The sequence below is a fragment of the Enterobacter sp. 61D5 genome (assembly GCF_034107965.1).
Classification (GTDB): domain Bacteria; phylum Pseudomonadota; class Gammaproteobacteria; order Enterobacterales; family Enterobacteriaceae; genus Enterobacter; species Enterobacter cloacae_M.
In genome coordinates this window covers 1-10,612 of sequence record NZ_JAWNFK010000040.1, presented here as the reverse complement: position 1 = coordinate 10,612, position 10,612 = coordinate 1, and the positions used below count along the sequence as shown (strand labels likewise).

Genomic DNA, 10,612 nt, shown 5'->3' with positions numbered 1-10,612 from the left:
ACCACGCACTAAGACTCTACCAAAGCGCCCGCCGTCCCGTCCGACAACACCGTTTACCCGGACAGCGTCATACGTGGCGTTATACCGGCACCCGACACCACACTGACCAGCGTCCCCGCTTATCCGCCACACGTCGTGCGCGGCGGCCTCGCTGTGTCTTCTGATTAAGGAAAAATCATGACTTTTCGTACCATCAAAAACGCCGCAACCCGCCTGATGGCCTCTCTCCTCGCCCTGCCTGCCGTTCCTGCACTGGCGGCCAGCGCCGACCAGGCATTTCAGAAGGGCAGCGATGCCATCGGCCTCACCAGTATGTCGGTCGTCACCATTAGCTGTGCGGTGGCCTTTATCGCCTACAAGATGCTGGTTGACGGAAAGGCCTGGCACGATCTCAAGCGCGTGTTCTGGGCGGGCGTCCTGCTCGCCGGGGCGTCCGGGTTCGGTGCCTACTTCTCGGCCTAAGGAGGCAGCATGACCATCCTCAACAAGGCGCTGACCCGACCGGCGGCGCTGTGGGGGGTGCCGCTTGTCCCCCTGCTGTTCACCCTGTGCATCCTTACCCTGGCGGCCGTCTGGTCACGCTTTTACTGGCTTCTCCTGCTGCTCATTCCTGCCTTTATCGAGCTGAGACGCCTGGCAAAAGAGGACATTCATTTCTTTGACCTGAAGTTTCTGGCGTTTAAAACGCGCGGCAACCGCGCGGCAACCCGGAATTTCGGGACAAAGGCGCTTGTCGCAAACCAGTACGACGCCATTGACGTTACGGAGTTTATAAAACATATGCGGCTCAACGAGAGTATCCCGCTGTCCCGCTATCTCCCCTGGTCTTCCCACCTGCACGAGCAGGTGGTGAAGAACAAAAAAGGTGACTTTGTCAGCACCTGGGAGATCGGCGGCACCATTTTTGAATGCGAGGACGAGCATTACCTCGCCACCCTGGACATGCAGCTCAACAACGTTATCCGCTCCTTTGAGGGGCTGCCCTTTACCTTTTATACCCACTTGGTGAGCGACGAATTTACCGACTCGCTTGAGTGTCAGTCCGGGATTGCGTTTTCAGACGAGATAGCGCGCTTGTTCTACGCCTCGCGGAAAGACAAACCGTTCTACCGCCGCCGCCTCTTCTTCACCGCCTGCTTCAATCCGCACACCGGCATCGAGCGGGCAGCCATGAAGCAGAAGTCTCTGGGCGAACGCAAAACCCTCCTCGACAACGCACTGCAGGTGATGCTGGAGTAACCGCTCCGACTGTTCGTATCTGTCCGACGAACAGTTTAACGACGCGCCACAGGTGGTGGCGGCCTTAAAAACGCTCGACGTTTTTAACAGCCTTGCCACCGATACGGCGCAGAAAAGCGCGGCGTTTGACAGTAAAAAAGTGACGGCTCACACCGCCATTATTCCGACGACGAAAATGCCGGATTTAAGCCGCCTTACCGACAGGGAAAAGGCGGTTTATCTCGCCATCGCGCAGTTTTATCTCGCGCAGTTCGTGGCGAAAAAGCGCTATGACGAGGCGATCGCGGAGATCAAATGCGGTGACGAAATGTTTAAAGTCTCGGCGCGTAAAACCACGGACGCGGGTTTTACGGCGTTCCTTAGCGATGCGGAGGAAGACGACGAGGAGGACGAAAACAGCAGCGCGTTTGAGGCCATCAGTCGTCTGCAAACCTGGGCGACATTAACCTGCCGCGAGGTGGTGATTTCCGAGAAAAAACCAAACCGCTGCCGCTGTTTACCGAGGCAACCCTGCTCGCTGCCCTCGTTCGCGTGGCCGATTTTGTCGCCGATCCGCGCATTAAAAAACTGCTCAAGGAGAAGGATAAGGACAAGAAAGACGAACACGGCGGCATCGGCACTCCGGCGACCCGCGCGGCCATTATCGAGACGCTGAAAACCCGCGATTACATCACCGTGGAAAAGGGCAAATTCATCCCGACCGCCGCCGGGCTGGCGTTAATTGATGCCTTGCCCGATTCGGTGACGCAGCCGGATATGACTGCCGTCTGGGCTGAAAAACAGGCCGCAGTTGAAACCGGCGAAATGACCATTGAGCGGTTTATTGATGGTCTTTACGCGGAAGTATCCCGCCTGGTTGAGAGCGCCGATATTGCCATCAGCGCGGCGGAAAAACAGCCCGCTAAAACGGCGCTTAACCGACTCGCGGTTAAATGCCCGTCGTGCGGAGCTGAGCTGGTTATGATGCCGAAAACCTGCGCTTGCACCGGCTGTCAGTTCAAAATCTGGCTGGAAGTGCGCGGCAAAAAGCTGACGGCAAAACAGGCCGAAACGTTAATCGGCAAGGGCAAAACCGGCGTTATTAAAGGTTTTAAATCGAAGAAAAACGACGATACCTATTCGATGATCGTCACCCTGGAAAATCCGAAAACCGGGGAACTCGGTTTTGAATATCCACCCCGCGATCCGCTGAAAGGATTGAACGTATCTGTACCGAAGGAGCTGAAATTATGAACCGTATCCAGGACGAATTAACCTCAGAGCGCGCGCTGAAAAAGTTTTTACGTGAAAGTGATTTCACCTTTCTGGAGAAGCTGAGCGCGCGTATTTCAGCGGCGCTTGATGAAAAGCGCGCAGAGCATATCAAGCAGGAAAATCAGCGCCGCCTGCGCGAGGAAAAGCGCAATGAACTGCTGGCGCTCATTGAATCGGAAGGTTTTCCGGCGGCTGAACTGGCGGGCAATTCAGCCGCGCCATCGTCGGCAAAAAGGAAACCGAAATACCAGTATGTTGAGCACGGCGTGCGTAAAACATGGTCAGGCGTGGGGCGTGTACCGGTCTTTATTCAGCAAGAACTGGACGCCGGAAAAACCCTCGAAAGCTTTTTAATAGGTAACTCAAATGAATAGTTTCGCAAGAATTATCATCATCGCATCTCTGGCAGCCACAACGGTTTTATATTTTTGCTTTTTAAGGTGAGCAGCACCCTGCTCAGGCGCGCAGGGTGTGACGCTTTTCAGGCTGCGAAGATTTGCGAGGCCGGGGATTCAATTTTGGAAAAATTGCTAATCCCCGGACCGTAAAATCAGCGCAGTGGTGAGAGGCGAGTAAATTCAATTTCGAAGAAATTGCTAATTTGCGTCGCCGAACCCACTTTTGAGCGCTCACCCCAAGTGAGCCGAAAAAAGCCGGGGGGGCCGAATAAATTTTGCCGCCCCAGCGAGCAAAAAGACGCGCCCACGCGTCGGTTTATTTGGGGGGCTTGCCCCCCACACCGTCGAGCCTAAGTCTCCGGCCAAAAGCCGGTAGCGTGGCGCGACCACCCCCTAAAAAGCCTAGTTTCCTTTTAATTCGCTTTGTGAGGAACGAACAAGGCGAAGAAAAAGGTCAAAACAGGCGTCTTTTAGGGGGTGGTGGGGGGGGGGGCGCGGCGGGGGGGGGGGGGGCCCGCGTAACGCGCGACGGTGTGGCCTCTTTTGACCTTGGGGGGTTTGACCGGGCGTTCAGCCAGGACATTACCCCCATGCGACATACAGTAAGGGCGTCCAGCCCGCGCGGAATGCCGCACGCCGTTAGATCGCGGGAGTATACCTCCTGCGATCATGGCCGCTTGGCGGCCACTTCTTTTGCAGCACGGAATCGGTCAGTCAGAACGGTCACAGGTCGTGACCGTTCTGACTGACCGAGCGTGCTGACCGAATTTAAGTGAAGGAGAATATCGTGATATTCGACAAACTGAATCATTTGCTGTCGCCGATAGCAAATGTCGTCCTGGCCTTTATCGCCTTTTTGCAGGCGCATCAGCTGGCTTTAGCGCTGCTGTCCGGCGTCATGCTGCCTTTTATATTTTCTGCGAGACACAGCGGGCAGGAAAAGCCGACGTTTCTGCAAAGGATCTTAATTCTGCTTTCCATGATCTGTTTTGTTTTCGGCACGATAGCGCCGGTGGCCGTCTGGTTTTTACAGCGCATTTATGGCCGGGAAGATATCGCCAGCCCGCCGCTGCTGACCTGGACAATGGCGCTGCTGTTTACCGTCGCCGGGTTTATTCTGCACGTGATTTTACGGCGTCTGATCTCGCCTGAATTTGATAAGGTCAAACGCGGCATGGTGAAAAAAACCAGCATGGAGCGCGACCGCAGAACCGACGTTCGCTGGGTAAAAGAGATTTTACCCGTCTCCACCGAATACGATCCGATGGATTACATCGATCTGAATAAGGGTGTTTTTATCGGGCTGAGCCGCGAAGGCGAGCCGCAGTATATTCCGTTAAAAGAATGGCAGACCCAGCACGCCGACATTATCGGCACCACCGGTGCCGGTAAAGGCGTCGTAACCGGTATTCTGCTTTATCAGAGTATCCTCGCCGACGAGGGCGTTTTTATTCTCGACCCCAAAAACGACGAGTGGGCCCCGCACCTGTATAAAAAGGCGTGCGCGGACGCCGGAAAACCCTTCGTGCTTATCGACCTGAACAAGCAGGAATACCAGATGAACCTTATCGACGGCATTACCGCCGATCATCTGGAGGAATTATTCGTGGCCGGTTTCAGCCTGGCGGAAAAAGGCGAGGCGGCAGATTTTTACCGTATCGACGATCGCAAGGCGGCGAGAACGGCGGCGCAGTTCGTGAAGAATAATCCGGGCGCGACCGTGCGGGATATCTATAACGGCGATTATGTCCAGGGCATCGGCGAAACGATCAAAGCCTTTCACGGTAAAACCGAGGAGCTGGCGATGCTCAACAGCATTAACGCGCCCGGCGGTTTTGCGCTGAAGGAGATTTTCGACAAAGGTGGTTGCTGCTACATCATCGGCTCAATGCGTAACTCTAAAATCATTACCGCGCAGCGCATGATTTTAGTTCGCCTGTTCCAGCTCGCGGAATTACGCGACCGCGTCGCGGGGAATATCCGCCCCATCGCCATCTTTAAGGACGAGGTTAAATATCACCTGTCAAAACCTGCGCTCGAAGGGTTAGGCGCGGCGCGCGATAAAGGCGTTCATATCTTAATGGCTCACCAGTCGATTGCCGACCTGCGCGACTGTCCGGCGGATTTAAACGGCGACGCCGTTGTGGGTGCGGTCGTGGAAAACTGCAAGTTTAAGCTGGTTTATAAACTTCAGGATCCGGACACAGCCGAATGGATTGCGCGCATGTCCGGCACGATTTTAGTCGATGACGAAAGCCGGAAAGTCAGCACCACGGCGGTGCTGACGGAAAAAGTCGATAACGAGCGTATGCTTCACCAGGCGGAAAGCTATTACATCGACAGCAATATGCTTCAAAACCTGCCGAAGTTCGTTAGCTATATCTTCAGTCAGAACGCGCTCGCGTTCCCGTCGTTAATCTCGCCGCTGAAGGTTAATAAAGCCCCGCTGGAGCTGTTTTCCCTGCCTCCGGTTGCAGCTGCTACCGTGGCTGAAGTTAAACCGGTACTGGATCTGGATTTTGATACATCAGCTCCGGCACCGGACATTATTCCGGTCAGCGCCACAGCCACCAAAAAAACCAGTACCGCCAATCCCTACTCCGCCGGTGCAGCCTGACGAGGAGTGGCTGATGGCATCACAGCCCGCTCCAAATGACGAAATACATTCGTTGCTGGATTTATAAAATAAGGAGTTTCTATGCTTATTTCGTCGTATCAGGAACGTTATGCACGCAGCACTGAAAAAATTCGCGTACTGCTGAATTTTCTTAAGGAGGAAACCTACAGCGATTTCCAAATCATAAAGCTGCTTTTTGATTTTAAATCTGACCGCCCTCTCTACCGGTTGCTGGAGAAGGTGGAGAAAATGGGGCTGATTCAGAAGCACGTGCATGAATCCCGCGCGTCCAGAATATCCCTGTGGGGCATTACCGCCGACGGGCTGGCCGAGATCCTCACGGCGGACGACAACATAATGCCCGCCCGCTTTGAACCCTACCGCCTGACCGGCTGGTCACTCGACCATCACCTTGATAACCAGCTCGTGCGCCTGACGCTGGAGAAGAACCGCGCGACGGGGTGGATTAACGGCGACCGCTCATCGTTCCTCAGTCAGTACAGCGTCAAACACCGTCCCGACGGGCTTATCAGCCTGCCGGACGGCAGGCTGATCGCCGTTGAAACCGAACGACGTATTAAAACAAAGGCGCGCTATCAGTCCATCATGGCGAGCCACCTGCTGGCTATCAGCGATAAAAAATGGCGGTACGTGTTTTACGTCGCCCCGGACGAGGCGAAAAAGCGCGCCCTGAAGATTATTTTCGACGGCATCGCCAGCGTGATCGTGAAAAACCAGCATGTGCAACTGGAGGCAAAACACCGCGATGTCTTTCGCTTTTATACCCTCGACGAACTGAAAAGCCTGGAGTTGGACAACTATGCGTAAAACCGCCCTTCTGGCGCTGGCCGCCGCCCTTTGTGTGCCTGTTTTCTCCACTGCCGCGCCCGTCCTGACGGCGGGTTTTTCGCCGTGTGACGGGCGCCCTGCCCTTGAGGTCGTGCTCGGCGCCATAAACAACGCCAGGCAGAGCATTGACGTCGCGGCCTACAGCTTCACCAGTAAGCCGGTCGCGACGGCGATCGCCAGTGCTAACCGGCGCGGCGTGGCCGTGCGCGTGGTGGCCGACGAAAAGGCCAACAGCGACCGCTACACTGCCGTGACGTATCTGATAAACCAGGGCGTACCGGTGCGCCTTAACGGCCATTACGCCATCATGCACAACAAGTTTATGGTGATCGACGGCAAAAATGTCCAGACCGGGTCGTTTAACTACACTGCCAGCGCCGTTTCGCGCAACGCGGAAAACGTGCTGCTGATCGAGGATGCGCCGCAGCTGGCGGAGGCGTACCAGCGAGAATTTAACCGCCTGTGGGATGAGGGCACCCCGCTGAATGCGCGGTACTGAATCAGCCCCGGCTGCGGACGGGGCTTTTTTTTACTCCACTTCCAGCCAGGCTTTACGCCCTTCAAGATGCAGCGCTTTCAGCATGGCGATCACGTCTTCAGCCGATCGCCCGCCATGGTTAAGTCGGGTCTGCTCCCCTTCAAACTCCACCACGATAATAGTGTCCAGCGTTACCGACAGCAGCTCGCGCAGCTCCCGTAACGTCTGCCCTGTACTGCGTGAATGCATGCACTGCGTGATACGGTTGGCCACCTCCTGGCACAGTCCCGCCACTGCCTCGCGGTATGCGAGACGCTGGCAGCAGTTGTCCTCGATGTCGCTGATAAGTTTAACCACCGCCGTTTTGACGGTTTTGATTTCAGGACATTTCGTTTTTGGGGAGCCTGACTGCTCCAGCGGGGATACGCTGGTCGCCGGGGCAGCTTTAGGGACGGTTGTCGGGGTATGCAGGTTCATCGTCATGGTCGTTTCTCCGTCAGTGTGAATTTCGTCTTCGTATCGCCTGACGGTTCGGCCTGCCCGGAGGCGTTCTGGTCAGCAGGGGCGCGCTGCGTGCCATTTACCCTTGCTGACCAGGTTGTGATGGGGAACGATTACCGGAAGCTGATACGCAGGAGAAAAGCATCACAGGAGAAAATGACGATGTGCACACCCGGACTTACCGCCCCTTTAGCTGCGGCGGCGAAAGCCGTTACATTATTTTTTACGTAAGACATCGCGCCGTTACGTATCCCGGATACGTAACGGCTGCCGCCTGAAAAATGGTTCATTTTTTTTGAATCTTTCTGGTTTAATTTCCCGTGCTGGCCTCAGCTGCAGGACGTTCTGCATCTGAGGCTAGTGACGCATAATAACCATTAAAAAACAGTGACTTATATAACCCCCCCCTGCTTTTCTTTCCTTCAAAAATACTGAATCCTTGCGGTGCAGGGCTTCAGCTGTCAGCAGTCCATCAGCCAGCGGTGCGCCTTAGACGCCGCTGCCGCCGCTTTAAAGATGTAGCGCTTGTCTCCCTTCAGGGCTTTCAGCCAGGACGCGATATAGCTCTCATGCTGCACCTCGCCCATAATCCCCAAATCCGCCATCAGAAACGCGCTGCCCAGCTCGGGGATCAGCTCCTCAAACGCATACGCCTCAGAGCCAAACTTATTGCCTTTTTCGCGATTGAGGCGGGACGCGGCCCCCGTCCAGTGAACCAGCTCATGCAGGCCGGTCGCGTAGAAGTTCGCCGCGTCCGCAAAGCGGAACCGCTCCGGCAGGATGATTTCATCAGTGGCCGGACGATAGAACGCCTTTACGCCCTGCTCGGTGATTTTTGCCCCGCTCCGGGTTATCAGGGCTTCCGCCTGCGGCAGCGGGTCAAATTCCGTCACCAGCTGCGGCACGCTCTTGATGGCCAGCCCGTCGATCTGCTCCACATTAAACACGGTAAAGCTTTTCAGCATCGGGATTTTTTCGATCTCGCCGTCCTCGTCCTCTTTCTCCAGCGTCTTGTAAAAAATGGCCGTCGTGCCGTGCTCACCCTTGTGAACCTGACCGCCCAGCTCCTGCGCCTGTTTGTAGGTCAGCCAGCGAGAGTACTGGAACCCCTGTTTTGCCGCACTGCCCCACAGCAGCATGATATTAATCCCGCTGTAGGCCGTGCCGGTGCTGAGGTTGGCCGGTAATCCCGCCGCTGCGCCGTTGCGAACCCACGGGCACACCCACGGCTTAACGCCGCTTTCCAGGGCGGCAATGATGCCATCCGTGACGGTCTGGTAGAGGTCTGTTTTAACCGCGCCCGCGCGGGCTTTGCTCTTGCCTTTGCACTTGGAAAATTTCGTTTTTGAGGAGCCTGACTGCTCCAGCGGGGATACGCTGGTCGCCGGGGCAGCTTTAGGGGCGGTTGTCTGGGTGTGCAGGTTCATCGTCATGGCTGTTTCTCCGTCAGTGTGAATTTCGTCTTCGTATCGCCTGACGGTTCGGCCTGCCCGGAGTCGTTCTGGTCAGCAGGGGCGCGCAGCGTGCCATTCACCCTTGCTGACCAGGTTGTGACGGGGGACGATTACCGGAAGCTGATGCGCAGGAGAAAGGCTTCACAGGAAAGAATGACGATGAGCACACCCGGACTTACCTCCCCTTTAGCTGCACGGGTGAAACTGCCCTTCAGCGTCAGGGAGTACGGGTAAAAAGCACTGACGACATCAGTGCTGCCTTTGTGCGCGTGGTGTTACACTACCGCTGCCGGTCAGTACGCCCGTCCTGAAACCGGGGGCGGTTTGTTTTCGGGGACGTTCTGACCGGCACTCCCCCATCACTTACAGTAGTTTCACCGTCCTTTATGCCGTATATATACACAGCATTAGGAGGTGAATCTGATGCCACGACGCTATGATATTGACGCTGCCTGGCGTGCGGCCATCACCAACAGGATGGCCGTTAGACCGTCACAACCGCTACCTTTGTCCAAGACCAGCACAAGTTCAACTGGCACTGGACGCCCCGCCGGGCGAACCAGTGGATAGAAACGTATGTGACGGTTTACATATCTTTTAAGTACTTTTTTTCTTTTGGCTTTGCGCCTTCCTCAGTATCACAAGTTATTTTCAGAAAGGCGTTTCGCAAAGAGAAACATGTGCTATAATGTTTCCTGTCAAGAAACAGGGAATCAATAATGATAAAAAGTTTCAAGCACAAAGGGCTACAAAAGCTCTTTGAGAACGACGATCCGAGCGGAGTACAGGCAAAGGATGTGGAGAGAATAAAACTCCGGCTCCTGATGTTAGACGAAGCGACGACAACAGAAGATTTCCGCGCCTATCCAGGGTTCAAATTTCACCCACTGAAAGGCGATAAGAAGAATCTTTATGCGATCACCGTTCGGGCGAACTGGCGAATCACCTTTGAGTTTATCGATGGTGATGCCTACATACTGAATCTGGAGGACTACCACTAATGACGATGTTCAACCCCCCACACCCAGGGGGATTGATTACCGAATACCTGGAGGATAACGAAATCAGCTTACGCGCCCTTGCCCGTAACCTCGACGTTTCCCCTTCTGCGCTGAGTAAAGTCTCGGCTGGTAAAGCGGCGATCAGTCCTGAAATGGCACTGAAACTTGAGGCCGGTTTAGGCATTGCAGCTCGACTCTGGCTGGCAATGCAAGCGACCTATGACCTTAGCCGCGCCCGTAAGGAGATCGACCTCTCCCATGTGGTGCCGGTTACAGTCAAAAGTGATGTAGCCGTACACTAATATAAGCCCTTATTAGAGCTTCATCACTGGTCATAGAGGAAGCTCCGCTAAAGCGGGGCTTTTTTATTCACGCAAAAGATTGGTTCGTTGCTGAGGCTTTGGATTTTGGCTGGTCGAATGCTTTTGAAACCGGCGATGATCTTGGAATTTTGCTTCACTTAAATGTGAGCGCTCCTCACTTCGCACCGCAGGGTCAGCTCCCACCAGGTATGTAAGATTGCGTCAAATATTCGAAGCCGCAGCAGCAGTTTTTTTGTAAAAAAACGCTCTATTTAACATATTGTACGTTGCGAGAACCTGTGGTTTTTCCCAGATAAATGCATTTCACCCGTTTGAGAAAGTCGATATCCATAGCGCTGGCAGTCTCTGCAACGGTGTAGTTATGGCCAGGGCCACTTAAACGGTAGAGTCTTAGTGCGTGGTGTAAATTCGGAAGGATGGTGAGAGCCATCGGCTTATCCGGTAAGGTAATGGTTAATCAGACAATTATCTTAGAAGGAATCAACCGATGGCTGACAA

The 10,612-nt window shown here is 54.7% G+C and carries 11 protein-coding genes and 1 pseudogene; 10 read left to right on the top strand and 2 right to left on the bottom strand.

Translation table 11 applies throughout. From position 1 onward, the window contains the following. Positions 1-177: 177 nt before the first annotated feature. The 8 genes and pseudogenes from UTM25_RS22365 to UTM25_RS22335 all read left to right on the top strand — a co-directional run bounded on the left by UTM25_RS22365 (position 178) and on the right by UTM25_RS22335 (position 6,856). Positions 178-462 carry a conjugal transfer protein TrbC gene (locus UTM25_RS22365; RefSeq protein WP_089601420.1) on the top strand — a complete coding sequence of 95 codons (285 nt, stop codon included), beginning with the start codon at positions 178-180 and terminating at the stop codon, positions 460-462. A 9-nt stretch (positions 463-471) separates the two neighbouring features. Next, positions 472-1,239, top strand: a complete 768-nt coding sequence (locus UTM25_RS22360; RefSeq protein WP_233469444.1) for a type IV secretion system protein VirB3 — start codon at positions 472-474, stop codon at positions 1,237-1,239. A gap of 52 nt (positions 1,240-1,291) precedes the next feature. Continuing rightward, positions 1,292-2,004, top strand: a pseudogene (locus tag UTM25_RS22670) (DNA topoisomerase); the annotation flags it as partial. Beyond that, positions 1,996-2,472: a topoisomerase C-terminal repeat-containing protein gene (locus tag UTM25_RS22665; protein WP_407713809.1), complete on the top strand. Its 477-nt coding sequence runs from the start codon at positions 1,996-1,998 to the stop codon at positions 2,470-2,472. The pseudogene UTM25_RS22670 and the gene UTM25_RS22665, both read left to right, overlap by 9 nt. Continuing rightward, positions 2,469-2,867 (top strand): H-NS family nucleoid-associated regulatory protein, encoded by a 399-nt coding sequence (locus UTM25_RS22350; protein WP_089601422.1) that lies wholly within the window; start codon positions 2,469-2,471, stop codon positions 2,865-2,867. Before UTM25_RS22665 ends, UTM25_RS22350 begins: the two co-directional genes overlap by 4 nt. An 811-nt stretch (positions 2,868-3,678) precedes the next feature. Further along, complete coding sequence (locus UTM25_RS22345) at positions 3,679-5,508, top strand: type IV secretory system conjugative DNA transfer family protein (protein ID WP_242436460.1); 1,830 nt, start codon at positions 3,679-3,681, stop codon at positions 5,506-5,508. Positions 5,509-5,589: 81 nt separating this feature from the next. Next, positions 5,590-6,336: a MobC family replication-relaxation protein gene (gene mobC, locus UTM25_RS22340; protein WP_194401968.1), complete on the top strand. Its 747-nt coding sequence runs from the start codon at positions 5,590-5,592 to the stop codon at positions 6,334-6,336. Continuing rightward, on the top strand, positions 6,329-6,856 hold the full coding sequence (locus UTM25_RS22335; RefSeq protein ID WP_089601425.1) for a phospholipase D family protein: 528 nt from the start codon (positions 6,329-6,331) through the stop codon (positions 6,854-6,856). The genes mobC and UTM25_RS22335 overlap by 8 nt, the downstream gene beginning before the upstream one ends. 30 nt (positions 6,857-6,886) lie before the next feature. Here the strand turns inward: UTM25_RS22335 and UTM25_RS22330 are convergent, their stop codons facing one another. Both UTM25_RS22330 and UTM25_RS22325 read right to left on the bottom strand, forming a co-directional pair. Then, the gene (locus UTM25_RS22330; protein ID WP_089601428.1) at positions 6,887-7,318 is read right to left on the bottom strand and encodes a hypothetical protein; all 432 of its coding nucleotides are present in this window, start codon (positions 7,316-7,318) and stop codon (positions 6,887-6,889) included. A 479-nt stretch (positions 7,319-7,797) separates the two neighbouring features. Next, complete coding sequence (locus UTM25_RS22325; protein ID WP_089601430.1) at positions 7,798-8,769, bottom strand: ArdC family protein; 972 nt, start codon at positions 8,767-8,769, stop codon at positions 7,798-7,800. Positions 8,770-9,509: 740 nt separating this feature from the next. On the opposite strand from UTM25_RS22325, the gene UTM25_RS22320 reads away from it, so the two are divergent. Together UTM25_RS22320 and UTM25_RS22315 are read left to right on the top strand one after the other, a co-directional pair. Next, positions 9,510-9,791: a type II toxin-antitoxin system RelE/ParE family toxin gene (locus UTM25_RS22320; RefSeq protein ID WP_089601432.1), complete on the top strand. Its 282-nt coding sequence runs from the start codon at positions 9,510-9,512 to the stop codon at positions 9,789-9,791. Continuing rightward, positions 9,791-10,093, top strand: coding sequence for a HigA family addiction module antitoxin (locus UTM25_RS22315; protein ID WP_047626395.1), 303 nt, complete (start codon positions 9,791-9,793; stop codon positions 10,091-10,093). The genes UTM25_RS22320 and UTM25_RS22315 overlap by 1 nt, the downstream gene beginning before the upstream one ends. The last annotated feature ends 519 nt before the right edge of the window (positions 10,094-10,612 follow it).

Coding starts and splice junctions, on each gene's coding strand:
- UTM25_RS22320 (WP_089601432.1), top strand. CDS start 9,510: ATGATAAAAAGTTTCAAGCACAAAGGGCTACAAAAGCTCTTTGAGAAC.
- UTM25_RS22360 (WP_233469444.1), top strand. CDS start 472: ATGACCATCCTCAACAAGGCGCTGACCCGACCGGCGGCGCTGTGGGGG.
- UTM25_RS22365 (WP_089601420.1), top strand. CDS start 178: ATGACTTTTCGTACCATCAAAAACGCCGCAACCCGCCTGATGGCCTCT.
- UTM25_RS22315 (WP_047626395.1), top strand. CDS start 9,791: ATGACGATGTTCAACCCCCCACACCCAGGGGGATTGATTACCGAATAC.
- UTM25_RS22330 (WP_089601428.1), bottom strand. CDS start 7,318: ATGACGATGAACCTGCATACCCCGACAACCGTCCCTAAAGCTGCCCCG.
- UTM25_RS22335 (WP_089601425.1), top strand. CDS start 6,329: ATGCGTAAAACCGCCCTTCTGGCGCTGGCCGCCGCCCTTTGTGTGCCT.
- UTM25_RS22325 (WP_089601430.1), bottom strand. CDS start 8,769: ATGACGATGAACCTGCACACCCAGACAACCGCCCCTAAAGCTGCCCCG.
- mobC (WP_194401968.1), top strand. CDS start 5,590: ATGCTTATTTCGTCGTATCAGGAACGTTATGCACGCAGCACTGAAAAA.
- UTM25_RS22350 (WP_089601422.1), top strand. CDS start 2,469: ATGAACCGTATCCAGGACGAATTAACCTCAGAGCGCGCGCTGAAAAAG.
- UTM25_RS22665 (WP_407713809.1), top strand. CDS start 1,996: ATGACTGCCGTCTGGGCTGAAAAACAGGCCGCAGTTGAAACCGGCGAA.